Annotated in this window: 22 protein-coding genes; 13 read left to right on the top strand and 9 right to left on the bottom strand. The window is 70.7% G+C overall.

Annotated elements, in window-relative coordinates; translation table 11 throughout:
- The first annotated feature begins 69 nt into the window (after nt 1-69).
- From AQI94_RS02920 to AQI94_RS02910, 3 genes are all read left to right on the top strand, one after another.
- Nucleotides 70-1,518 carry an MGH1-like glycoside hydrolase domain-containing protein gene (locus tag AQI94_RS02920; protein ID WP_031051454.1) on the top strand — a complete coding sequence of 483 codons (1,449 nt, stop codon included), beginning with the start codon at nt 70-72 and terminating at the stop codon, nt 1,516-1,518.
- Nucleotides 1,515-3,455: an amylo-alpha-1,6-glucosidase gene (locus AQI94_RS02915; protein WP_031051451.1), complete on the top strand. Its 1,941-nt coding sequence runs from the start codon at nt 1,515-1,517 to the stop codon at nt 3,453-3,455. Before AQI94_RS02920 ends, AQI94_RS02915 begins: the two co-directional genes overlap by 4 nt.
- A gap of 166 nt (nt 3,456-3,621) precedes the next feature.
- Nucleotides 3,622-5,352, top strand: a complete 1,731-nt coding sequence (locus AQI94_RS02910; RefSeq protein WP_031051449.1) for an LTA synthase family protein — start codon at nt 3,622-3,624, stop codon at nt 5,350-5,352.
- A gap of 487 nt (nt 5,353-5,839) precedes the next feature.
- On the opposite strand, the gene dusB is transcribed toward AQI94_RS02910, so the two are convergent.
- Nucleotides 5,840-6,961 carry a tRNA dihydrouridine synthase DusB gene (gene dusB, locus AQI94_RS02905; protein WP_031043045.1) on the bottom strand — a complete coding sequence of 374 codons (1,122 nt, stop codon included), beginning with the start codon at nt 6,959-6,961 and terminating at the stop codon, nt 5,840-5,842.
- A gap of 96 nt (nt 6,962-7,057) precedes the next feature.
- Here dusB and AQI94_RS02900 point away from each other — a divergent pair, with 96 nt between their 5' ends.
- On the top strand, nt 7,058-8,503 hold the full coding sequence (locus AQI94_RS02900) for an MFS transporter (RefSeq protein WP_031043043.1): 1,446 nt from the start codon (nt 7,058-7,060) through the stop codon (nt 8,501-8,503).
- Nucleotides 8,504-8,761: 258 nt separating this feature from the next.
- Here the strand turns inward: AQI94_RS02900 and AQI94_RS02895 are convergent, their stop codons facing one another.
- Complete coding sequence (locus AQI94_RS02895) at nt 8,762-9,658, bottom strand: helix-turn-helix transcriptional regulator (RefSeq protein WP_031043041.1); 897 nt, start codon at nt 9,656-9,658, stop codon at nt 8,762-8,764.
- A gap of 101 nt (nt 9,659-9,759) precedes the next feature.
- On the opposite strand from AQI94_RS02895, the gene AQI94_RS02890 reads away from it, so the two are divergent.
- A complete protein-coding gene (locus AQI94_RS02890) occupies nt 9,760-11,187 on the top strand; it encodes an MFS transporter (RefSeq protein ID WP_031043039.1) in 1,428 nt (475 codons plus the stop codon).
- An 85-nt stretch (nt 11,188-11,272) separates the two neighbouring features.
- Nucleotides 11,273-11,479 (top strand): hypothetical protein, encoded by a 207-nt coding sequence (locus AQI94_RS02885; protein WP_031043037.1) that lies wholly within the window; start codon nt 11,273-11,275, stop codon nt 11,477-11,479.
- A 14-nt stretch (nt 11,480-11,493) separates the two neighbouring features.
- Here the strand turns inward: AQI94_RS02885 and AQI94_RS02880 are convergent, their stop codons facing one another.
- The 4 genes from AQI94_RS02880 to AQI94_RS02865 form a co-directional block, all read right to left on the bottom strand.
- Nucleotides 11,494-12,081: a TetR family transcriptional regulator gene (locus tag AQI94_RS02880; RefSeq protein WP_031043036.1), complete on the bottom strand. Its 588-nt coding sequence runs from the start codon at nt 12,079-12,081 to the stop codon at nt 11,494-11,496.
- A 160-nt stretch (nt 12,082-12,241) separates the two neighbouring features.
- On the bottom strand, nt 12,242-13,252 hold the full coding sequence (locus AQI94_RS02875; RefSeq protein ID WP_031043034.1) for an aldo/keto reductase: 1,011 nt from the start codon (nt 13,250-13,252) through the stop codon (nt 12,242-12,244).
- A 70-nt stretch (nt 13,253-13,322) separates the two neighbouring features.
- Nucleotides 13,323-13,931: a LysE family translocator gene (locus AQI94_RS02870; RefSeq protein ID WP_031043020.1), complete on the bottom strand. Its 609-nt coding sequence runs from the start codon at nt 13,929-13,931 to the stop codon at nt 13,323-13,325.
- A gap of 81 nt (nt 13,932-14,012) precedes the next feature.
- A complete protein-coding gene (locus tag AQI94_RS02865) occupies nt 14,013-15,395 on the bottom strand; it encodes a glycine--tRNA ligase (RefSeq protein WP_031043018.1) in 1,383 nt (460 codons plus the stop codon).
- A gap of 131 nt (nt 15,396-15,526) precedes the next feature.
- On the opposite strand from AQI94_RS02865, the gene AQI94_RS02860 reads away from it, so the two are divergent.
- From AQI94_RS02860 to AQI94_RS02840, 5 genes are all read left to right on the top strand, one after another.
- Nucleotides 15,527-16,474: a metal ABC transporter substrate-binding protein gene (locus tag AQI94_RS02860; RefSeq protein WP_031043017.1), complete on the top strand. Its 948-nt coding sequence runs from the start codon at nt 15,527-15,529 to the stop codon at nt 16,472-16,474.
- Nucleotides 16,471-17,247 carry a metal ABC transporter ATP-binding protein gene (locus AQI94_RS02855; RefSeq protein WP_078902689.1) on the top strand — a complete coding sequence of 259 codons (777 nt, stop codon included), beginning with the start codon at nt 16,471-16,473 and terminating at the stop codon, nt 17,245-17,247. The genes AQI94_RS02860 and AQI94_RS02855 overlap by 4 nt, the downstream gene beginning before the upstream one ends.
- Complete coding sequence (locus tag AQI94_RS02850; protein WP_031043012.1) at nt 17,247-18,149, top strand: metal ABC transporter permease; 903 nt, start codon at nt 17,247-17,249, stop codon at nt 18,147-18,149. Before AQI94_RS02855 ends, AQI94_RS02850 begins: the two co-directional genes overlap by 1 nt.
- 58 nt (nt 18,150-18,207) lie before the next feature.
- Entirely contained in the window at nt 18,208-18,624 is a 417-nt protein-coding gene (locus AQI94_RS02845; RefSeq protein WP_031043010.1) for a Fur family transcriptional regulator, read from the top strand.
- A gap of 149 nt (nt 18,625-18,773) precedes the next feature.
- Nucleotides 18,774-21,173, top strand: a complete 2,400-nt coding sequence (locus AQI94_RS02840; protein ID WP_031043004.1) for a M4 family metallopeptidase — start codon at nt 18,774-18,776, stop codon at nt 21,171-21,173.
- Between the two features lie 33 nt (nt 21,174-21,206).
- On the opposite strand, the gene AQI94_RS02835 is transcribed toward AQI94_RS02840, so the two are convergent.
- The 3 genes from AQI94_RS02835 to AQI94_RS02825 form a co-directional block, all read right to left on the bottom strand.
- Nucleotides 21,207-22,055 (bottom strand): isoprenyl transferase, encoded by an 849-nt coding sequence (locus tag AQI94_RS02835; RefSeq protein ID WP_031042999.1) that lies wholly within the window; start codon nt 22,053-22,055, stop codon nt 21,207-21,209.
- Nucleotides 22,056-22,082: 27 nt separating this feature from the next.
- Complete coding sequence (recO, locus tag AQI94_RS02830; RefSeq protein ID WP_031042994.1) at nt 22,083-22,832, bottom strand: DNA repair protein RecO; 750 nt, start codon at nt 22,830-22,832, stop codon at nt 22,083-22,085.
- A 102-nt stretch (nt 22,833-22,934) separates the two neighbouring features.
- Nucleotides 22,935-23,138 (bottom strand): hypothetical protein, encoded by a 204-nt coding sequence (locus AQI94_RS02825; RefSeq protein ID WP_031042979.1) that lies wholly within the window; start codon nt 23,136-23,138, stop codon nt 22,935-22,937.
- A 150-nt stretch (nt 23,139-23,288) separates the two neighbouring features.
- Between AQI94_RS02825 and AQI94_RS02820 the strand changes: the two genes are divergently transcribed.
- A complete protein-coding gene (locus tag AQI94_RS02820; protein ID WP_031042974.1) occupies nt 23,289-24,119 on the top strand; it encodes a helix-turn-helix domain-containing protein in 831 nt (276 codons plus the stop codon).
- Nucleotides 24,101-24,298, top strand: a complete 198-nt coding sequence (locus AQI94_RS02815; protein ID WP_031042972.1) for a DUF397 domain-containing protein — start codon at nt 24,101-24,103, stop codon at nt 24,296-24,298. The genes AQI94_RS02820 and AQI94_RS02815 overlap by 19 nt, the downstream gene beginning before the upstream one ends.
- Nucleotides 24,299-24,335: the final 37 nt, after the last annotated feature.

The raw sequence follows: 24,335 nt of genomic DNA, 5'->3' as shown, positions 1-24,335 counted from the left end.
TTAAATAGACGTAACCCTACGGTAGCCCTGACCGAACCGGTCAGCCACACGTCTTTCGGGGAGCCCCGAGTGGAACGCACTGCCCAGCTCATCACCCCCTCCGCGGAGCGTTCGATCGCATACGATCCGCCGGGTTCACCGCCTCCGCTGCACGCGAGGGCGGCAAGGGTGCTGGAGGGCAACTGGACCGGCGCCTCCACGGTCCCGTCACGCGGTCTGTACCCGCACCAGTGGTCCTGGGACTCCGCGTTCATCGCGATCGGCCTGCGCCACCTCTCGCCGCTGCGCGCGCAGACGGAGCTGGAGACCCTGCTGGCGGCCCAGTGGGGCGACGGGCGCGTCCCGCACATCGTCTTCAACCCCTCCGTACCGCTCGACGCGTACTTCCCCAGCCCCGACTTCTGGCGCTCCTCCACCGCGGGGCGTCCGGCGGGCGCCCCGCGCACCGTACAGACGTCCGGCATCGTGCAGCCACCGGTGCACGCCCTGGCCGCCTGGCTGGTCCACCGCGCCGACCCCGGCCTGTCCCGGGCGCGCGGCTTCCTCGCCCGGGTGTACCCGCGCCTGGCCGCCTGGCACCGCTATCTCCTGCACCGCCGGGACCTGGGCGGCGGCGGCCTCGCGTCCGTCGTGCACCCCTGGGAACAGGGTATGGACAACAGCCCCGCCTGGGACCTCCCGCTCTCCCGGGTGACCCCGGCCCCGGCCCGCTCCTTCCGCCGCGCCGACCTCGACCACGGGGCGGCCGAGGACCGGCCGACGGACCTGGACTACGGACGGTACGTACGGCTGGCGACGGACTACCGGGACGGCGGGTACCGGGACGGGCCGGGCGGGAGTCGAGGTGTCGGCACCGGCGGGTTCGCCGTCGAGGACCCCTCCTTCAACGCCCTGCTCGTCGCCTCCGAGCACGCCCTCGCCCGGATCGCCGCCGAACTGGGCGCACCCGGCACGGCCCGGCACGCGCGCGCGGAGCGGCTGACGGCGGCGCTGGTGGAGCGGCTGTGGGACCCGAAGAGCGGAATGTTCCTGTGCCGGGACCTCAGGGCCCCCGCCCCGGACGGCCGCGGCACCCTGATCCCCGAACGCGGTGTCTCCGGACTGATCCCGCTGCTCCTGCCCGGCCTGCCGCGGGACATCGTCCGGACCCTCCTCGGTACCGTGTCCGGCCCTCACTTCGGGCTGGGCACCACCACCCGCCTGGTGCCCAGCCACGACCTCCTCGGCGAGGCCTTCGACCCGCACCGCTACTGGCGCGGACCGGCCTGGTTCAACACCGCGTGGCTCGTGGAGCGTGGGCTGCGCACGCACGCGGAGCACCGGCAGGCCGACGCGCTGCGGGAGTCGGTGCTGGACCTGGCGGAGGCCACCGACTTCGCGGAGTACGTCGACCCGTACACCGGCGAGGCCTGCGGGGCGACCGGCTTCAGCTGGACCGCCGCGCTCGCGCTCGACCTGCTGCACAGCGACACCACAGTCACGGCGGACATGGGATTCATGGGAGGGAACCGGCGATGACGGACCGGCATCATCTGCTCGTGCACGGCGGGACGTTCGCTGCCGTGGGTGACGGCGGGGACATCAGCGGCGTACGGGGCGGCGGCAGCTCCCCGGACGGCTTGTTCGTACGCGACGCCCGGCACCTGAGCCGCTGGCAGCTCACGGTCGACGGCGCGGTGCCGGAAGCCCTGTCGCCGGTGGCCGACGGCGACACCGCGCGCTGTGTCCTGGTCCCGCGAGGCGGCCGCCAGGAACCCCCCGCGCACACCCTCTTCCGCGAACAGGCGGTGGGGGACGGCTCGTTCGTCGAATCCCTGCGGATCACCAGCAACCGCCCGGTCGCGACGACGGTCCGGCTCGCGGTCACCGCGGACGCCGACTTCACCGACCAGTTCGAACTCCGCTCCGACCACCGCACCTACACGAAGACCGGCGCGACCCGCACCCGCGAAGTCCTCGACGACGGCGTGGAGTTCGGCTACCAGCGCCGCGAATGGCGTTCGTCCACGACGGTGACGGCCGAGCCCGCCCCGGACGGCGTCGAGGAGACGGGCACCGGAGCCAGGCGCCTGGTCTGGACGCTCGACCTGGAGCCGCACGGCACGGCCGAGCTGACCCTGCGCGTGATGGCCCGCCCGCACGGCGACCGGCGGACCCGCCGGGTGCCGAGCTCCCCCGCCGCCCTGAACCGTCAACTCCTGGCGATGGAGGGCGAGTTCGTGGAGGGTGTCGCCTTCCCGACCGGCTGGCCGGAGCTGGCCGCCGCCTGCGCCCGCGGGCTCGCCGACCTCGCCTCGCTGCAGGTCCCGGCGACCGGCCCGGACGGCGAGGACCTGCGCGTCCCGGCCGCCGGAGCGCCCTGGTTCCTCACCCTCCTGGGCCGCGACGCCCTCCTCACCGCGCTCTTCGCCCTCCCCTACCGCCCCCAGCTGGCCGCCGCGACCCTGCCCGCGCTCGCCGCGACCCAGGCCACCGAGATCGGCGCGGCCTCCGTGGCCCAGCCCGGCAAGATCGTGCACGAGGTGCGGCACGGCGAGCTCGCGCACTTCGAGCAGGTGCCGTACGGCCGCTACTACGGCTCGGTCGACGCGACCCCGCTGTTCCTCGTCCTGCTCGGCGCCTACGTGGAGCAGACCGGGGACGCCGCCCTCGCCCGGCGCCTGGAGTCCCACGCGCGCGCCGCGATCGGCTGGATGCTCGACCACGGCGGCCTCACCTCGCGCGGCTATCTCGTCTACCGCGCCGACCAGGGGGGCCTGGCCAACCAGAACTGGAAGGACTCCCCGGGATCGATCTGCGGCGCCGACGGGACCCGCCCGAACGGCCCGGTGATGGCCGCGGGCGCCCAGGGCTACGCGTACGACGCGCTGCGCCGGACCGCGTGGGTCGCCCGCACGGTGTGGGGGGACGAGACGTACGCGGCCCTCCTCGAACAGGCCGCGGCGGACCTGCGGGACCGGTTCCAGCGGGACTTCTGGATGCCGGACCGCTCGTTCCCGGCCCTCGCACTGGACGGAGAGGGCGGCCAGGTCGACGCGCTGGCCTCCGACGCCGGGCATCTGCTGTGGTCCGGGCTGCTCGACAAGGAGTACGGCGAGCTGGTGGGCCGGCGCCTGCTGGAGCCGGACTTCTTCTCCGGCTGGGGCGTACGCACCCTGGCCTCCGGCCAGTCGGCCTACCACCCGCTCTCCTACCACCGGGGATCGGTGTGGCCGCACGACAACGCGCTGATCACGCTGGGTCTGGCCCGGTACGGACTGCACGACGAGGCGCGGGCGGTGGCGCACGGCCTGGTGGACGCGGCGACGGCGACCGGACACCGCTTGCCGGAAGTGCTCGCGGGGTACGGGCGGGAGTCCCACGGCGAGCCGGTGCCGTATCCGCACGCGTGCGTGCGGGAGTCCAGGTCGGCGGCGGCACCCCTGGCGCTGCTGACCGCGGTCGGAGGCGCCTAGCCCCGCGGGTGGGAAAAGCCCTCACCTGACCGTTGACCACGCGTTTGCCCGGTGTTTGCCCGCGGCGGTGAACTGCCGCCGGAAGCCGGACGTACGGGAATGTGGCGGATCCGAGACCCCATATCGGGTCCGCCTCCTACCAGGACCCGTACGGAAGGACCCTCGGGTGTCCGAGACCCTTGCAGAGAGCACATCACCCGAGGCCGAATCGACGGGTGGGGACGGTACGCCGGCCGGGAAGCCCTCCTGGCGGGACACCCACCCCACCGCCGCACGCAACACGCGGTGGGCCCTGAACGTCCTAGCCGCCCTGCTCGTCCTCGGCGCCCTGCTCCTGCCGAACAAGGTCGTCTATCTGCACCCGCGGGCGTTCGTGCGGATCCCGGCCGAGGCGATCCTCGGGGCGGCCGTGATGCTCGCCCTGCCGCGCCGGCCGCGGCTGGTGGTGGCCGCGGTGTCCGGCGCGGGGCTCGGCGTGATGACGATCCTGAACCTGCTCGACATGGGGTTCAACGACTATCTCGGGCGGCCCTTCAATCCCGTCCTGGACTGGGAGCTGCTCGACGACGCGCAGTCGTACGTCGCGGACTCGATGGGCGGGGCCGTGGCGGTCGCAGCCGTGATCGGCGTGATCGTCCTCGTGCTCCTGCTGCTGGCCGTCATGACGCTGGCGATGGTCCGGCTGAGCGGCCTGCTGGTCCTGGACCGCCGGACCGCCACCCGGGGAACGCTCCTCGCCGCCACCGTCTGGGTCACCTGTGCCGCCCTCGGTCTCCAGGTCTTCGGCATTCCGCTGGCCTCCGAGCACACCGCCGCGCTCACCGCGCTCCAGGCCAAGCGGGTGCTGTACACCGTCCGGGACGAGGCGGAGTTCCAGAAGGTCGCCAAGGTCGACGCCTTCGGGAACACACCGGGCGCCCAGCTGGTGCCCGATCTGCGCGGCAAGGACATGATCTTCACCTTCATCGAGAGCTACGGCCGCAGCGCCGTCGAGGACCCGGGCATCGCGCCCGGCGTCGACAAGACCCTCGACGCGAGCACCGCGGCCCTCGCGAAGGCCGGCTTCCACGCGAAGAGCGGGTGGCTGACCTCGGCGACGTACGGCGGCAGCAGCTGGCTCGGCCACTCGACGACCCTCTCCGGCCTCTGGATCGACAACCAGCAGCGCTACCGCACGGTCATGGCCAGCGACCACCTCAGCCTCACCAAGGCCTTCAAGAAGACCGGCGCGTGGGACACGGTCGGCGTCATGCCAGGTGTCCAGAAGGGCTGGCCGGAACAGCAGTACTACGGCCTCGACAGGGTCTACAACGCCTTCCAACTCGGCTACCAGGGACCCAAGTTCAGCTGGTCGACGATGCCCGACCAGTACGCCCTGGAGGCCTACCAGCGCCAGGTCCACGGCAAGAAGCGCGACAAGCCCCTGATGTCCGAGATCATCCTGACCTCCAGCCACCAGCCCTGGGCGCCCATCCCGAAGATGGTCGACTGGGACGACCTCGGCGACGGCTCGATCTTCAAGCCCATCCAGAAGGCCGGCAACAAGGCCTCCGACATCATCGCCGACCCCACCCGCTCCAAGCAGGAGTACGGCAAGTCCATCTCCTACTCGGTGACGTCACTGACCCAGTGGCTGGAGCGCTACGGCAGCGACGACACTGTCCTCGTCTTCCTCGGCGACCACCAGCCGATCGCCCGGGTCAGCGGCGAGAACGCCAGCCGTGACGTGCCGATCTCCATCGTCGCGAAGGACCCCAAGGTCCTCGACAAGATCACGACCTGGAACTGGACGGACGGCCTGAAGCCGGCCCACAACGCCCCCGTCTGGAAAATGAGCTCCTTCCGAGACCGCTTCCTGAAGGCCTACGGCTCGACTCCACACCCGTCCAAGGGGTAACGCTCCGCGGTCCGGCGGGGGCTGGTCGCGCGTTTCCCCGCGGGCAGCTGCGCTGGGCTTGGGCGGGGCGCCTACGGGGGTGCGGGGTTCGGTCGTATTGCGGGTGCGAGCCGGTGGGGGCTGATCGCGCAGTTCCCCGCGCCCCTGAGGAGGTGCAGTCACCGGCGCCGCTACGGACCCCACGGTCCGGTCGTGTTGTGGGTGCGGGCCGGTGGGGGCTGATCGCGCAGTTCCCCGCGCCCCTAAGGAGGTGCAGTCACCGGCACCACGACGGAACCGTTGGCCGGGTACGGCGGCAAGGGGACGGGGTGGGGGGTGTCCGCCCGCAGCGGCCGGCGTCCGTTGCAGGGCACTGCTGAAGGGGCCGAGCCGCCGGACCGAGGACGGATACCCCCCACCCCGGCCCCGACCCGCAACCCACCCATCCAGGGGCGCGGGGAACTGCGCAAAAACGCCCGCCCCCACACACCCGCACCCGGGCATCCGCTCAACCCCCCGACGTCTCCAACTCCGCATCCTCCCCCACCCCCGCACAGTCGTACGGATCCTTCAGCCACCCGTCCGGCAGCACCACCCGGTTGTTGCCGGACGTACGCCCCCGCGGCCCATCCGCCCCCGTGGGCCACGGCTGGTCCAGATCCAACTCGTCCAGGCCCGACCGAAGCTCCGACAGCGACGACGTGATCGCGAGCCGCTTGCGCATCTCGCTGCCGACCGCGAACCCCTTCAGGTACCAGGCCACGTGCTTGCGGAAGTCGATCACCCCGCGCGACTCGTCCCCGATCCACTCCCCGAGCAGCGTGGCGTGCCGGACCATCACCTCGGCCACCTCCCGCAGCGAAGGCCGCGCGACGTCCTCCGTACGCCCCTCGAACGCGGCCACGAGGTCCGCGAACAGCCACGGCCGCCCCAGGCACCCTCGCCCCACGACCACCCCGTCGCACCCCGTCTCCCGCACCATCCGCAGCGCGTCGGACGCCGACCAGATGTCGCCGTTGCCGAGGACCGGGATCTCCGGGACGTGTTCCTTCAGGCGGGCGATCGCGTCCCAGTCCGCCGTGCCGCCGTAGTGCTGGGAGGCGGTCCGGCCGTGCAGGGCGATCGCCGTCACGCCCTCCTCGACCGCGATCCGTCCGGCGTCCAGGTAGGTGAGGTGATCGTCGTCGATGCCCTTGCGCATCTTCATCGTGACGGGCAGATCCCCCGCCCCGCTCACGGCCTCCCGCAGGATCGCCCGGAGCAGCGGTCGCTTGTACGGCAACGCGGACCCGCCCCCCTTGCGCGTGACCTTGGGCACCGGGCACCCGAAGTTCAGGTCGATGTGGTCGGCGAGGTCCTCCTCCGCGATCATGCGGACGGCCTTGCCGACGGTGGCCGGGTCCACGCCGTACAGCTGGATCGAGCGCGGCTTCTCGCTCTCGTCGAAGTGGATCAGCTGCATGGTCTTCTCGTTGCGTTCGACCAGCGCCCTGGTCGTGATCATCTCGCTGACGAACAGGCCCTTGCCACCGCTGAACTCCCTGCACAGCGTGCGAAAGGGCGCGTTGGTGATCCCTGCCATGGGGGCGAGGACGACGGGGGGCTGGACGGGGTGCGGGCCGATCTGCATTCCCCCATTGTCACGCATCCCCGCCGGCGGCCGGGCACGGATCATGCATTAACCATTAGTTAGACGCACTATCGAAATCGGCGTACGATGGAGCGCATGCCCGAGCTCAGCCATCGTCGCCGCATGCTGGTCCTCGCGATCTGCTGTATGAGCCTTCTGATCGTGAGCCTCGACACCACGGCCCTCAATGTCGCCCTGCCCGCCATGCAGCGGGGGCTGGACGCGAGCACGGCGGGCCTCCAGTGGACGATCGACGCGTACACCCTGGTGCTCGCCTCATTGCTGATGCTGGCCGGCTCCACGGCCGACCGGATCGGCCGCAAGCGCGTCTTCATGGCGGGCCTGGTCGTCTTCACGATCGGCTCCGCGCTGTGCTCCGCCGCGCCGAACCTGGAGGCGCTGATCGCCTTCCGCATGGTGCAGGCGGTCGGCGGCTCGATGCTCAACCCGGTCGCGATGTCGATCATCACCAACACCTTCACGGACCCCCGCGAGCGGGCGCGGGCGATCGGCGTGTGGGGCGCGGTCGTCGGCATCTCCATGGCCGCGGGGCCGCTGGTCGGCGGAGTGCTCGTGGACTCGGTCGGCTGGCGCTCGATCTTCTGGGTCAACCTGCCGGTGGGGCTCGCGGCCCTGCTGCTCACCCTGCGGTACGTGCCCGAGTCCCGGGCGCCCAAGGCCCGCCGCCCCGACCCGGTGGGACAGCTCCTGGTGATCGCGCTGTTCGGCTCGCTGACGTACGCGATCATCGAGGCGCCGGCCTCGGGGTTCTCGTACGTCCTGCCCTTCGCCGTGGTGGCCCTCGTCGCGCTGGCCGGGATTCTCTGGTACGAACCCCGTCGCGACGAACCCCTCATCGACCTGCGCTTCTTCCGGTCGGCGCCCTTCAGCGGGGCCACGGTGATCGCGATCAGCGCGTTCGCGGGTCTGGGCGGGTTCCTGTTCCTGTCGACGCTGTACCTCCAGAACGTCCGGGGGCTGGACGCGCTGCACGCGGGCCTGTGGATGCTCCCGATGGCCGTGCCGATGTTCCTGTGCGCGCCCCTGGCCGGGCGGCTGGTGGGGAGCCGGGGGCCGAGGCTGCCGCTGGTCGCCGCCGGAGTCATGATCACCGCCAGCGGGGTGCTGTTCGCCGCGTTCGACGCGGAGACCTGGGACGTGACCCTGTTCCTCGGCTACGTGCTGTTCGGGATCGGCTTCGGGCTGGTCAACGCGCCGATCACGAACACGGCGGTGTCGGGTATGCCGCGTGCCCAGGCCGGGGTCGCGGCGGCCGTCGCCTCCACGAGCCGTCAGCTCGGGCAGACGCTGGGGGTCGCGGTGATCGGGGCCGTTCTGGCCGCAGGGGTGGGTGCGTCGTCGTACCGGGAGACGTTCGTGTCCGCCGCCGTGCCGGGGTGGTGGATCCTGGCCGGGTGCGGGGTCGCGGTGCTGGTTCTCGGCGCCGTGACCAGCGGGGCCTGGGCTCGGCGGACCGCCGAACGGACGGCTGAGCGCCTGGAGTCGGTGGAGGTCCGCGAAGCGGCGGGAGTCAGCGCGTAATCCCGCCCTGCCGCACCGCCCGCTCCACGTCCCCCAACGCCCCGGCGTGCCGCCGCCCCGGGTCCAGGCGTACCGGCCGTACCGCATCCCGGCCGGTGAAGGTTCGCGAAGCGGCCGGAGTCAGCGTCTAATCCCGCTCTCCGACCCACCGGCACTCTGCAGCACCGCCCGCTCCACGTCCCGCAAGACCCCAGCACGCCACCGCCCCCTCCACATCCCCGCCGACGTACCGCAGGAAAGGGCCCGCAGAGATCGCGCTCACGCCGGAAGGCGTGAGGCCCGCTCCAGGGCGATCGCGTGCAGTTTCTCCAGCCGTCGCCGGGACTCCTCGTCCGCGGGGGCGTAGGTCACCATGCGCGGGCCCGCCTCGGGGCCGAGCCACAGGTCGGTGTGGTCGAGCGAGACACGGCCGACGTGACGGTTCATGAACTCCTTGCGGCGGCCCCGGTGTTCGACGACCTCGTGCCGGTCCCAGACCTCGCGGAACTCCGGGGACTCGGTGCGCAGCCGCTTCAGGAGCATCTTCCAGCCGGGCTCGGCGAGGTGTCCGGCCATGGTGGCGCGGAAACGGGCGGCCATCAGGCGCTGCGCCTCCGGCAGGTGGATGATCGAGGAGCGCCAGTCGTCGTTGGTGTAGGAGAGGATCATGCAGTTGCGGTCCTCGGGCGGCACCGCGTCCAGGTCGCAGAGCAGCAGGCCGTAGGTGCGGTTGTACGCGAGGATGTCGTAGCGGCTGTTCTGCACACAGGCCGGGACCGGCTCCAGCTGTTCGAGAACCTGCCGGATGGCGGGGGTGACCGACGGACAGGCGGTGGCCGGTGTCGGGTCGATCGCGCCGGCGAGCTGGAAGAGGTGCGAGCGCTCGCTCGGGTCCAGCTGGAGCGCGCGGGCGAGGGCGTCCAGGACCTGCACGGAGACCTGGATGTCCCGGGCCTGCTCCAGCCAGGTGTACCAGGTGACGCCGACCGCGGAGAGCTGGGCGACCTCCTCCCGGCGCAGGCCGGGGGTGCGGCGCCGGCGGCCGCGGGGCAGGCCGACCTGTTCGGGGGCGATGTGCTCGCGCCGGTGGCGCAGGAAGGCGGCGAGCTCATGGCGCCGGATCGCCGAGAGGGACGCGGTCGCCGGTACGGCATTCTCCTGGGCCATGGTGGTCATGCCTCCAGCCTGCCCGCACCGGGACCCTGTTGCCAGGTGGTTCTTCTACCAGGATAAGAAGACTCTGGTACCCCTCTGCGGCCAGGCGCAGGCTCTGAGGCGTGACGACCGAAACCACGACTACACGCCCCGTCCGATCCGCCGCGCCACCCGAGCTGGGCGGCCTCGGACTGTTCACGGTGCTGCTCGCCGCGGCACTACCCCTCATCGACTTCTTCATCGTCAACGTCGCCCTGCCCAGCATCGGCGCGGACCTCTCCGCGAGTGAGTCGGTCCTCGAACTCGTCGTGGCGGGTTACGGGTTGGCGTACGCCGTCCTCCTCGTCCTGGGCGGCCGGCTCGGCGACCTCTTCGGGCGGCGCCGGCTCTTCCTGGGCGGCATGCTGGCGTTCGGGCTGACCTCGCTGGCGTGCGGGCTCGCGCCCACCGCCTGGACGCTGGTCGCGGCACGGGTCGCACAGGGCGCCGCGTCGGCCGCGATGCTGCCGCAGGTCCTCGCCACCATCCAGTCGTCGACGACCGGTTCCCGCCGGGCGCGGGCCATGGGCCTGTACGGCGCCACGGCGGGCCTCGCCATGGTGGCGGGCCAGATCCTCGGCGGGGTCCTGGTGGCCGCCGACATCGCGGGCACGAGCTGGCGGGCGACGTTCCTGGTGAACGTCCCGGTCGTGCTGGTCGGTCTGGTCCTCGCGGCCCGTACGGTCCCCGAGACCCGCTCCCCCCGCCCCGAGCCGGTGGACGGTCCGGGCACGGTCCTGCTGGCCGCGACCCTGCTGGCGCTGCTCGCCCCGCTGACCGAGGGCAGGGCGGCGGGCTGGCCGCTGTGGACCTGGCTGTCGCTGGCGGCGTTCCCGTTCCTGGCGGGGGCGTTCTTCGCGGTGGAGCGCAGGGCGGACCGGGGCGGCCGTACGCCACTTGTCCCCCCGAGCCTGTTCGAGCTGGTGTCCCTGCGGCGCGGCCTGCTGCTGATCCTGCCCTTCTCGATGGGCTTCGCCGGGTTCATGTTCGTGATCGCGGTGGCCCTGCAGGAGGGGGCGAGCCGCAGTCCCGTCCAGGCGGGCCTGGCGCTGGTCCCGCTCGCGGTGACGTTCCTGTGCACGTCCATCGCCGGGCCGCGGCTGATCACCCGCTTCGGCACCCGGGTGGTCACCGCGGGCGCGCTGATCCAGGGGGTCGGCCTGGGCCTGATGATCCTGGCGGCCCGCTCCTCCTGGCCGGACCTCGGACTGCTGCCCCTTCTGCCCGGTGGCGCGATCGCCGGAGTGGGCCAGGCGCTCCAGCTGCCCGTGGTCTTCCGGATCGTGCTGTCCGAGGTGCCGCCCGCGCGGGCCGGTGTGGGCAGTGGCGTGATGGTCACCACCCAGCAGGCGTCCCTGGCGCTGGGCGTGGCCACGCTGGGCAGCCTCTTCCTCGCCCTGGTACCGGGCATGGGCATGCGGGACGCCCTGGTGACGACGCTCCTGGTGCAGCTGGCCGGGGTGGCCCTGACCGGCGTCCTGAGCCTGCGGCTGCCGCGGACCGTCGCCTGACGGGACGGCCGGCCGGCGAACGCCCCGTGAAGATACTGCTGTTGATGTTGTTCTTGCTGCACACTCCTAGCCGGAGGCGAGGCACATGGTGCAGATCGGCACGAGCAAGGTGAGCCGCTGGGACCGGCACGGTCGCGAACACGTCGTCCAGGTGGAGCGCAAGGGTGCGCAACGCACGATCAGATGCGACACCTGCGGCTGGCGCAAGGGGGCGCAGTTCCTGCCCTGGCTGAAGGCGGAGGAGCATCTGGCTCAGGCGCACCAGGCGACGGTGGACCCGTCGAAGACGTGACGGGTCCGCCGCGGTCAGGCCCTGAGGCCGCGGACCAGCAGGTCCACCAGTGCGGTGAACTCCTCTTCCGCGCCCGGCTGTTCCCACTCCTGGGCGTAGACGGGGTCGTGGTAGCGGCCGGTGGCCTGGAAGACGGCCAGGGCCGCGACGGCCGGGTCGGCGACGGTGAAGGCGCCGGCGTCGATGCCGTCCCGGACGACGCGGGTGAGCTGGTCGGTCAGTTCGGTGAGGTGCTCGATGACCGTCGTGACGCTCTCACCGGTGAGGACCGAGTAGGTGGCGAACAGCTCCGGATCGTCGCCCGCCTTGCGGCGCTTGGCCTCGAAGAGCGCGGCCAGCCAGTCCCGCAGGCGGGCCTCCGGGTCACGGTCCTGCGCGGCGATCTCGGCCAACATGCCCGTCGCCCGGTCCAGCCACCGCTTGGTCACCGCCTCCCGCAGCGCCGCCTTCGTGCGGAAGTGGCGGTAGACGCTGCCATGGCTGACGCCGAGCGCGCGGGCCACGTCGACCACGGTGGCCTTGGCCGGGCCGTGGCGGCGCAGCACATCCTCGGTGGCTTCGAGGATGCGCTCGGCGGTCAGGGTCTCGCTGGTCGGGGGCATGCCTAGAAGGTACCTGGCACGGTGTGCGCCGCCGGGTGGGTACCGCTCGACCAGCCCGCACCGCACTCACCGAGGGGCGCGGGGAACTGCGCGACCAGCCCCCGGCGGCCCGCGGCCGGCCTACGACAGCCGCCCTCGCGCCCTCTCCCCTGCCCGGCGTTCACCGCTCGCTGTCCAGCATGGCCATCTGCGGCGCCGCATACCGCTCCCCGGCCACCGCGTCCGCCGGCACGGCCTCCTCGATCGCGGCCAGTTCGTCCGCGTCCAGTACGACGTCCAGCGCCCCCAGCGACTCGGTGAGCCGCTCCCGGCTGCGGGCACCGATCAGCGGGACGATGTCCTCGCCCTGGGCCAGTGCCCAGGCGATCGCGATCTGCGCGACCGAGACGCCCTTCTGCTCGGCGAGCTTGCGCAGGGCCTCCACCAGATCCAGGTTGCGCCGGAGGTTGTCCCCCTGGAAGCGGGGCGAGTGGGCGCGGAAGTCGTTCGCCCCGAGCCGCCGGTCGGCGCTGAAGTGGCCGGAGATCAGCCCGCGGGCCAGGACTCCGTACGCGGTGATCGAGATGCCCAGCTCACGGGTGGTCGGCAGGATGGACCGCTCGATACCCCGGCTGATCAGCGAGTACTCGATCTGGAGGTCCGCGACGGGCGCGGTGGCCGCGGCCCGGCGGATGGTCTCGGCGCCGACCTCGCTGAGGCCCACGTGCCGGACGTACCCCTGCTCGATCAGCTCGGCGATCGCGCCCACGGTCTCCTCGATCGGGACGTCGGGGTCGAGCCGGGCGATCCGGTAGACGTCGATGTGGTCGGCGCCGAGGCGCTGGAGCGAGTACGCGGCGAAGTTCTTCACGGCGGCGGGGCGACCGTCGTAGCCGGCCCATTCGCCGCCGGGGCCGCGCAGCGCGCCGAACTTGACGCTCAGCAGGGCCTGTTCGCGCCGCGCGGCGGGCGCGGTGCGCAGCGCCTCGCCGATCAGCAACTCGTTGTGGCCCATGGCGTAGAAGTCGCCGGTGTCGAGGAGGGTCACGCCCGCCTCCAGGGCGGCGTGGATCGTCGCGATCGACTCCGTCCGGTCCGCCTCGCCGTACAGCGCGGACATGCCCATGCAGCCGAGGCCGAGGGCGGAGACCTGGGGGCCGTTGGTTCCGAGGGTTCGGGTTCGCATCGTCATGCGATCCACCCTGCCATGACAGCTGACAGATTTCAATATCTGTCAGCTGTCATCTGTCAGCCGCCATCTGTCAGTCGGTGGTCGCCAGCTTCACCCCGAGCAGCACGAAGGACCCCGCGAAACTCCGCCGCAGCCAGGCCATCACCCGGGGCCGCGAGATCACCTGGCTGCGGACCGAGGCGGCGAGCACCCCGTACCCGGCGAAGACCACGAAGGTCGCCAGCATGAAGACCCCGCTCAGGGCCAGCATGCGCGGCAGGGCGTGCGGTTCGGACGGACTCACGAACTGCGGCAGGAAGGCGAGGAAGAAGATCGTCAGCTTCGGGTTGAGGAGGTTGATCAGCACCCCTCGGACGATCACGCGGCCCGCGGACCGGGGCGCCGCGTCCTGGTCGACGTCGATGACCTCCTTGTCCCGCACGGTCGCCCAGGCCATGTACAGGAGGTAGGCGACCCCGGCGTACTTGACCGTCCGGAAGGCCACCGCACTGGCGTTCAGCAGCGCGGCGAGCCCGGTGACGGTGGCCAGGACGTGCGGCACGATCCCGAGGGTGCAGGCGAACGCGGCGACGACGCTCGCGCGAGGACCCCGGGAGAGCCCGGCGGCGAGGGTGTAGACGACCCCGGTGCCGGGAGTGGCGACCACGACGAGGGTGGTGAGGAGGAAGGCGAGGCTCATGAGGCCAGCCTGGACAGCGAACGGCCCCCGACACAGGGCCAGCGCCGGGCCTGTATCGGGGGCCAAAGACAGCCGGGGGACCTAGCAGCCGATCAGCCGGCCGGCCAGGTAGCCCTCGATCTGGTCGAGGGAGACGCGCTCCTGCTTCATGGAGTCGCGCTCGCGGACCGTCACCGCGTTGTCGTCCAGGGTGTCGAAGTCGACCGTCACGCAGTACGGCGTGCCGATCTCGTCCTGGCGCCGGTAGCGGCGGCCGATCGCGCCGGCGTCGTCGAACTCGATGTTCCAGTTCTGGCGCAGCGTCTGGGCGAGGCCCTTGGCCTTCGGGGACAGCTCGGGGTTGCGGGACAGCGGCAGGACCGCGACCTTCACCGGGGCGAGGCGGTGGTCGAGGCGCAGCACCGTGCGCTTCTCCAGCTTGCCCTTGGCGTTGGGCGCCTCGTCCTCGACGTAGGCGTCGAGCAGGAAGGCCAGCATCGCGCGGCCGACACCGGCCGCGGGCTCGATGACGTACGGCGTCCAGCGCTCGCCGGCCTCCTGGTCGTAGAAGAAGAGGTCCTGGCCGGAGGCCTTGGAGTGGGCGGTGAGGTCGTAGTCGGTGCGGTTGGCCACACCCTCCAGCTCACCCCACTCGTTGCCGCCGAACTGGAAGCGGTACTCGATGTCGGCGGTGCGCTTGGAGTAGTGGGAGAGCTTCTCCGCCGGGTGGTCGTACCAGCGCATGTTCTCCTCGCGGAGACCCAGGCCGGTGTACCAGTTCCAGCGCTGCTCCATCCAGTACTCCTGCCACTTCTCGTCCTCGCCCGGCTTGACGAAGAACTCCATCTCCATCTGCTCGAACTCGCGGGTGCGGAAGATGAAGTTGCCGGGCGTGATCTCGTTGCGGAAGGACTTGCCCATCTGCGCGATGCCGAACGGCGGCTTCTTACGCGAAGCGACCTGCACCTGGGCGAAGTTGGTGAAGATTCCCTGCGCGGTCTCCGGACGCAGGTAGGCCACGGAGCCGGAGTCCTGGGTCGGGCCGAGGTGGGTGGAGAGCAGACCCGAGAACTGCTTGGGCTCGGTGAACTGGCCCTTGTTGCCGCAGTTGGGGCAGTTCACGTCGGCGAGGCCGTTCTCCGGGGCGTGCCCCTTCTTGGCCTCGTACGCCTCCTCCAGGTGGTCCGCGCGGAACCGCTTGTGGCAGGAGGTGCACTCGGTCAGCGGGTCCGTGAAGGTGGCCACGTGACCGGAGGCGACCCAGACCTCGGGGGCCAGGATCACGGACGAGTCGAGACCGACCACGTCCTCGCGGGACGTCACCATGTAACGCCACCACTGACGCTTCAGGTTCTCCTTGAGCTCGACACCCAGCGGTCCGTAGTCCCAGGCGGCCTTCTGGCCTCCGTAGATCTCACTACACGGGAAAACGAAGCCCCGGCGCTTGCTCAGGCTGACGATGGTGTCGATCTTGTCGGCGGCCACGGTGCTCTCTTCATGACGAATGGACGGCAGCGAATGCCTCAGGTTACCGGCGCGGCCACCCCCGGTATCAAATCGGTTCGCGACCCGGACCTTGTTGACAACGGTTTCCATATTTGATGAAAATGACTGTCATGAACGTACGACGTCACCTCATACCCGCGGTCGCCGCGGCCGCGGCCCTCGCCGCCCTCTCCGCCTGCTCCACCGACAGCGCCGTCGCGGGCGGCACCGGCAAGTTCGACGTCGTCGCGTCCTTCTACCCGATGGCCTTCCTCGCCGAGCAGATAGGCGGGGACCACGTGCACGTCACGAGCCTGACCGAGCCCGGCCAGGAGCCGCACGACCTGGAGATCAGCGCCCGGCAGACCGCGCAGCTCCAGGAGTCCGACGCGGTGCTCTACCTCAAGAACCTCCAGCCCTCCGTCGACGACGCGGTGAACCAGTCCGAGATCAGGACGAAGATCGACGCCGCCTCCCTCACCTCGCTGGAGAAGCACGGCAACGAGGTCGGCGGCCACGCGGCCGAGCACGACGACCACCCCGACGACGAACTCGAAGGTCTCGACCCGCACGTCTGGCTCGACCCGGTGCGCTACGCGCAGATCGCCGAGGGAGTCGGCAAGGCCTTCGAGAAGGCCGACCCGGACCACGCGGCCGCCTACAAGGCCAACACGGCGGCCCTGGTGAAGAAGCTCGACGCGCTGAACACGCAGTTCGAGAGCGGGCTCAGGAACACCGGCACCAAGGTCTTCATCACCACCCACGCCGCCTTCGGCTACCTCGCCGAGCGCTACGGCCTCACCGAGGAGGCCATCAACGGCCTGGACCCGGAGTCGGAGCCGAGCGCCGCCCGCGTCAAGGACCTTGAGAAGATGGCGAAGGCCGACGGGGTGACGACCGTGTTCTACGAGACGCTCGTCAGCGACAAGACCGCCAAGACCATCGCCTCCGACGCCGGGCTGAAGACGGACGTCCTCGACCCGATCGAGGGCATCACCGCCAAGTCCCGCGGCAAGGACTACTTCGCGGTCCAGGAAGCCAACCTCAAGGCGCTGCAGGGCGCCCTGGGAGCGAAATGACATCGGAGGCCGGCATGAGCGAGTCCGTCATCGCGTTGCGCGCAGTCCGCGCCGACCTGGGCTCGCGGCCCGTGCTGCGCGGCATCGACCTCACCGTGCACCGCGGTGAGGTCGTCGCGCTGCTCGGTGCCAACGGCTCCGGCAAGTCCACCGCGATCCGCACGATCATCGGCCAAGTGCCCGCCTCCGCCGGGGAGATCGAGCTGTTCGGCACCCCGCGCGGACGCTTCCGGGACTGGGCGCGGGTCGGATACGTCCCGCAGCGCACCACCGCCGCGGGCGGCGTCCCCGCGACCGTCACCGAGATCGTCTCCTCGGGACGGCTGTCCCGCGCCCGCTTCGGCGTGCTCCGCAAGGCCGACAAGGCAGCCGTGCGCCGGGCCCTGGAGCTGGTCGGCATGGCGGACCGGGCCAGGGACTCCGTGAACGCCCTCTCCGGCGGCCAGCACCAGCGCGTGCTGATCGCCCGCGCGCTCGCCGCCGAACCCGAACTCCTGATCATGGACGAGCCGATGGCGGGCGTGGACCTGGCCAGCCAGGAGGTGCTGGCCCGCACCCTCGGCGAACAGGTCGCCCAGGGCACCACGGTCCTGCTCGTGCTGCACGAACTCGGCCCGCTGGAGCCCCTGATCGACCGGGCGGTGGTCCTGCGCGACGGCTGTGTGCAGCACGACGGACCGCCCCCGCGGGCGGTCGGCCAGCACGCCCTGCCGGGCCACGACCACGTCCACCCCCACGACCACGAGCCGATCCGTACGGGACTGCTGAGCTGATGGACTTCCTCGACTACGCCTTCATGCAGCGGGCCCTGCTCGCCGCCGTCCTGGTCGGCATCACCGCCCCCGCCGTCGGCATCTACCTCGTCCAGCGCCGCCAGGCCCTCATGGGCGACGGAATCGGCCATGTCGCGATGACCGGCGTCGGCCTCGGCTTCCTGCTCTCCTGGTCGCCGGTGTGGATGGCCACCCTGGTCTCGGTCCTCGGCGCGGTACTCATGGAGCTGATCCGCTGGTACGGCAGGACGCGCGGTGACATCGCCCTCGCGATGCTCTTCTACGGCGGTATGGCCGGCGGCGTGATGTTCATCAACCTCGCGCCCGGCGGCTCCAACGCCAACCTGACGTCGTACCTGTTCGGTTCGCTGTCCACGGTCTCCGAGTCGGACGTGACGGCGATCTGTGTGCTCGCCGCGTTCGTGGTGCTCGTCACCCTCGGTCTGCGCCGCCAGCTGTTCGCGGTCAGCCAGGACGAGGAGTTCGCGCGGGTCACCGGTCTGCCGGTGCGCGCGCTCAACCTGCTGACCGCGGTCACGGCCGCGGTGACGGTGACCGTCGCGATGCGCGTGGTCGGGCTGCTGCTGGTCAGCGCGCTGATGGTGGTGCCGGTGGCGGCGGCCCAGCAGCTCACCCGGAGCTTCGCGGCCACCTTCGCGATCGCGGTGGCGATCGGCGTGACGGTGACGATCAGCGGCACCGTGACCTCGTACTACCAGGACGTGCCGCCCGGTGCGACGATCGTGCTGCTGACCATCGGGGCGTTCATCGTGCTGACGGGTCTGGCCACCCCGCTGGCCAGGCGACGGGCCCGGGCGGCGGCGGCCGCGCAACCCGCCCCGGACCCCGCGGAGTGTGCGATTCCGGCCAGTCGGCAGGCGGACGGCACGGTCGGCGTCTGACCGGGCACAGGCCGGGCTGGCACAATGGCCCGGCAGGTGCCGAACGAAGGAGGAACCCGTGACGACCGCAGGACCGCCCGTGAAGGGCCGCGCCACCCGGCAGCGGGCCGCCGTGGCGGCGGCCCTCGACGAGGTCGACGAGTTCCGCAGCGCGCAGGAACTGCACGACATGCTCAAGCACAAGGGCGACGCCGTCGGTCTGACCACGGTCTACCGCACCCTCCAGAACCTCGCCGACGCGGGCGAGGTCGACGTCCTGCGCACCTCCGAAGGCGAGTCCGTCTACCGGCGCTGCTCCACCGGCGACCACCATCACCACCTGGTCTGCCGGGTCTGCGGCAAGGCCGTGGAGGTCGAGGGCCCGGCCGTCGAGAAGTGGGCCGACGCGATCGCCGCCGAGCACGGATACGTCAACGTGGCGCACACCGTGGAGATCTTCGGCACCTGCGCGGACTGCGCTGCCGCCCAGGCCTGATCCACAAGGAACACACAGGGGAGCCGAGGGATAACCCTCGTCTCCCCCTCCTCTGCATGACATGACCCGGACAACCGTGCGACTCTCCTGCCAGCTCTCACGCAGTTCCCGCACGGCACCTCCACCCCGTCGTCGCAGTAGGAGTACGAGTGAGACCCTCCCCACGAAGATCAGCCATCGCCGCGTCCCTGGTGGCCGCCGCGTCCCTCCTCGCCGTAGGCGTCCAGACGGTCCCCGCCGCCGCGGGGCCCGCCTCCCCCCACCCCAGCCCGCTGCGCACCGGAGGCCTGGAGGCCAAGCTCTCCCCGGCCCAGCGCACGGCACTGATCAAGAGCGCGTCCGGCAAGGCCGCCACGACCGCCGACTCCCTGGGCCTCGGCGCCAAGGAGAAGCTGGTCGTCAAGGACGTCGTCAAGGACAACGACGGCACCCTGCACACCCGCTACGAGCGCACCTACGACGGCCTGCCCGTCCTCGGCGGCGACCTGGTCGTGCACACACCCCCCGCCGCACAGGCGACGGGCACACTCGGCGCGACCTTCAACAACAACCGCCGTACCGTCTCGGTGAAGTCCACGACCGCCACCTTCGGCAAGGCGGCCGCCGAGACCAAGGCACTGAAGACGGCCAAGACGCTCAAGGCCGAGAAACCGGCAGCGCAGAGCGCCCGCAAGGTGATCTGGGCGGGCTCGGGCACACCCAAGCTGGCCTGGGAGACGGTGGTCTCCGGCTTCCAGGACGACGGCACGCCCAGCAAGCTGCACGTCGTCACCGACGCCACGACCGGCGCCGAGCTCTCCCGGTTCGAGGGCATCGAGACCGGCACCGGCAACAGCCAGTACAGCGGCACGGTCACCATGGGCACCGCGCTGTCCGGTTCGACGTACCAGCTGTACGACACCTCGCGCGGCGGCCACAAGACGTACAGCCTCAACAACGGCACCTCGGGCACCGGCACCCTGATGACCGACGCCGACGACGTCTGGGGCACCGGCTCCGGCTCCAACACCCAGACCGCCGGCGTGGACGCCCACTACGGCGCCCAGGAGACCTGGGACTTCTACAAGAACACCTTCGGGCGCAGCGGCATCAAGAACGACGGGGTCGCCGCCTACAGCCGGGTCCACTACAGCACGGCGTACGTCAACGCCTTCTGGGACGACGACTGCTTCTGCATGACCTACGGCGACGGCACCAGCAGCACACACGCGCTGACCTCGCTGGACGTGGCCGGGCACGAGATGAGCCACGGTGTGACGTCCAACACGGCCGGGCTCAACTACACCGGCGAGTCGGGCGGCCTCAATGAAGCCACCTCCGACATCTTCGGCACCGGCGTGGAGTTCTACGCCAACAACTCCTCCGACGTCGGTGACTACCTCATCGGCGAGAAGATCGACATCAACGGCGACGGCACGCCGCTGCGGTACATGGACAAGCCGAGCAAGGACGGCGGCTCGGCGGACAGCTGGTACTCGGGGGTCGGCAACCTCGACGTGCACTACTCGTCCGGGCCCGCGAACCACATGTTCTACCTGCTCTCCGAGGGCAGCGGCACCAAGACGATCAACGGCGTGACCTACACCAGCACGACCTCCGACGGGGTCGCCGTCGCCGGGATCGGCCGGGCCGCCGCCCTGCAGATCTGGTACAAGGCGCTGACGACGTACATGACGTCCAGCACCAACTACGCCGGGGCCCGCACCGCCGCCCTGAACGCGGCCGCCGCCCTGTACGGCACCAGCTCCGCGCAGTACGCCGGGGTCGGCAACGCCTTCGCGGGCATCAACGTCGGCAGCCACATCACCGTGCCGTCGACCGGCGTGACGGTGACCAACCCGGGCAGCCAGACCAGCACGGTCGGGACCGCCGTAAGCCTTCAGATCGCGGCGAGTTCCACCAACAGCGGCTCACTGACCTACGTGGCCACCGGACTGCCCGCCGGCCTGTCGATCAGCTCCTCCACCGGCGCGATCTCCGGTACGCCGACGACCGCGGGGTCGTACAGCACGACCGTCACGGTCACCGACAGCACCGGGGCGACCGGCACCGCGTCCTTCACCTGGACCGTGAACGCGGCCGGCGGCGGCAGCTGCACCTCGACGCAGCTGCTGGGCAACGCGGGCTTCGAGTCGGGCAGCACGACCTGGACCGCCTCCACCGGTGTCATCACCAACGACACCGACGAAGCCGCCCGCACCGGCTCCTACAAGGCCTGGCTGGACGGCTACGGCTCCACCCACACCGACACGCTGTCCCAGTCGGTGACGGTCCCGAGCGGCTGCACGGGGACGACGTTCACCTTCTACCTGCACGTCGACACGGCGGAGACCACCACCAGCACGCAGTACGACAAGCTGACGGTGGCCGCCGGTTCGACGACCCTGGCCACGTACTCGAACCTGAACGCGGCCTCCGGGTACGTCCAGAAGTCCTTCAGTCTGTCGGCCTTCGCCGGTCAGACGGTCACCCTGAAGTTCACCGGTGTCGAGGACTCCTCGCTCCAGACGAGCTTCGTGATCGACGACACGGCGGTGACGACCAGCTGATCCTGCGGGCCGGATGACGGGCGGGTCGGAGGCTCAGGCCTCCGGGTCGCCCTTCATCGCTTCCTCCATGGCGAGCAGCTCCTCGTTCGGGACGGCCCCGCCGAAGCGGCGGTCCCGGGAGGCGAACTCGACGCAGGCCCGCCACAGGTCACGGCGGTCGAAGTCGGGCCACAGGACGTCCTGGAAGACCATCTCCGCGTACGCGCTCTGCCAGAGCAGGTAGTTGGAGGTCCGCTGCTCGCCGCTGGGCCGCAGGAACAGGTCCACGTCGGGCATGTCCGGGTAGTACAGGTACTTCGCGAGGGTCTTCTCGTTGACCTTGGACGGGTCGAGACGGCCCGCCTTCACGTCCTCGGCGAGGGCCTGCGCGGCATCGGCGATCTCGGCCCGGCCGCCGTAGTTCATGCAGAAGTACAGGGTGAGCTTGTCATTCCCCTTGGTCTGCTCCTGCGCGACCTGGAGCTCCTTGGCGACGGACTTCCACAGCTTGGGCATCCGGCCCACCCAGCGCACCCGGATGCCGAGCTCGTCGAGCTGGTCGCGGGTCTTGCGGATGAAGTCGCGGTTGAAGTTCATGAGGAAGCGGACCTCGTCGGGCGAGCGCTTCCAGTTCTCGGTGGAGAAGGCGTAGAGCGAGATGTTCTTCACGCCGGCCTCGATCGCGCCCTGCAGCACGTCGAGGACCCGCTCGGCGCCGACCTTGTGCCCCTCGGTGCGGGGCAGGCCGCGCTCCTTGGCCCACCGGCCGTTCCCGTCCATGACGATCGCCACATGCTCGGGGATCAGCTCACCGGGGAGCTTGGGCGCGCGGGCCCCGGAGGGGTGCGGCTCCGGCGCCCGGCACTCGCGCCGCCGGCGCCCCAGGATCCCGTTTACGACCATGGTGCTTCTCGTCTCCTCAGTGCTGCTCTACGACTTTTCCACGTACCGGAGGGAGCGCAGCCCGCGCTCCATGTGCCAGTGCAGATAGGCGGACACCAGCCCGCTGCCCTCCCGGACGTGCCGCGGCTCGCACGCGTCCGCGGTCTCCCAGTCTCCCGTAAGCAGCGCTGCGAGGAGTTCCAGGGTCTGCGGCGACGGTACGACGCTGCCGGGCACCCGGCAGTCCACGCAGACCGAGCCTCCGGCGGCCACGGAGAAGAAGCGGTTCGGGCCGGTCATGCCGCAGCGCGCGCAGTCGCTGAAGCTGGGGGCGTAGCCGTTGACCGCGAGGGAGCGCAGCAGGAAGGCGTCGAGGACGAGGTGGGGGGCGTGCTCACCCCTGGCGAGGGTCCTGAGAGCCCCCACGAGCAGCAGGTACTGCTGCACGGCGGGCTCGCCCTCGTGGTCGGTGAACCGCTCGGCGGTCTCCAGCATGGCCGTCCCGGCGGTGTACCGGGCGTAGTCGGAGACGATCCCGCCACCGTACGGAGCGATGGTCTCGCTCTGTGTGCACAGCGGCAGCCCGCGCCCGACGAGCTCGCTCCCCCGCGCGAAGAACTGCACGTCGACATGGGAGAAGGGCTCCAGCCGCGCCCCGAACTTCGACTTGGTCCGCCGCACCCCCCGGGCCACGGCCCGCACCCGCCCGTGCCCGCGCGTGAGCAGCGTGATGATCCGGTCGGCCTCCCCCAGCTTCTGCGTCCGCAGCACGACCCCGTCGTCCCGGAAGAGACTCATCGCACACCCCCGATCGGGGTGCGCGGCACGGTGCCGTGGTCGCGGAACAGACTCATGAGCCCATTCTCGCCTACCCGGGAGCGTGCTCGTCGGTGACCGTGATTACGGTCTGCCTTCTTCCGCCGCCCGGAGCGCGGTGGTGATCCTCGGCCGCTCGGCCGGGGTGGCCTCCCGTACGGCCTCCGGCACCGCGTCCCACTCCCTGCCGCCGCCGTGCGGTCTGAGTTGGACGTACGGCCCCTCATGCCCCATCACGACGCCGGACCTCCCGGTACTGGTGTCCACGACGTACGAACCCACGGGCATTTCCGCCACCGATTCCCTCCTGACTCCGATTTCATCGAACTCCCCGCCTTTTTCGGGTTTCACTCTTCCCTTCTCCACGGTGGCCTTCTTTCCCTACACTCGGCAGGAGTCTGTGCACTACAAGTGCAAGGCTGAACAAGGGGGTTGGCCATGGCCAATGGTTCACGACAGGCGGCGTGGGAGTTCTTCGGAACGGAACTGCGCAGGCAGCGGGAGGAGGTGGGGATGACCCAGGCTGAGCTGGGGTCACGGGTCTTCGTCTCCGGCGCCTACATCGGGCAGTTCGAGCAGGCCTTTCGAAAACCTCAACTCGATATCTCGCAGCGGATCGATGAAGTTCTACAAACCGACGGTATTTTCGAGCGGTTGTGCAGGAAGCTCATCGACGACAAGCGGTACGCGGATTACTTCGCGCAGGCGGCGGAGTTGGAGGGGTTGGCGACGACTGTCTGGGACTTCGAGCCGACGGTCGTACCGGGACTTCTGCAAACACCGGCATACGCGAGAGCCCTCGTGCTGGCGACGCACCCGCTCGCGACGGACGAGCTCATCGCCGACAGGGTCGCTGCCCGGATGGAGCGATCCCAGCTCCTCAAGGACGCCACGAGGCCGATGTACTGCGTGATCGTGCACGAAACCGTGCTCCGCGTCCCCGTCGGCGGGCCCGAGATCGCGGCTCAGGCGCTGGAGCACATGCTCGTCATGGCCGAGGAACGCAAGGTGCTGCTGCAGGTGCTGCCGTTCTCAGCCGGAGCGTCCGCCTACAACGGCTCGCTCCGCCTCATGGAGTTCGACGACGCCCCACCGACCGCCTATACAGAGACGTCGTTTTCGGGAAGCCTCCTCGACGGCCCGGCAGTGGTGAAGCAGGCACGCCGAGCTTACGATCTGCTCAGGGGTGCCGCTCTGTCGCCGGCGGCGTCCCTCGCCCTGATCCGATCGGCGGCTGAGGACCTCAGACGATGCACCAGTTCGACCTGAGCAACGCACAGTGGCGCGCGAGCAGTTACAGCAACGGCGACGGCGGCAACTGCGTCGAGGTCACCGACACCGTCCCCGGTCTCGTCCCCGTCCGGGACTCCAAACTCGGCACGGACGGCCCGGTCCTCACCTTCCCCTCCCGCGCCTGGACCCACTTCCTCGGGCTCCTCAGGGGGTAAACCCCCCTGCCGATCGGGCAGTTGACCGGATGGGCCG

The organism is Streptomyces pseudovenezuelae (assembly GCF_001513955.1).
Taxonomy (GTDB): Bacteria; Actinomycetota; Actinomycetes; order Streptomycetales; family Streptomycetaceae; genus Streptomyces; species Streptomyces pseudovenezuelae.
This window is presented reverse-complemented; position numbering and strand designations above follow the sequence as displayed.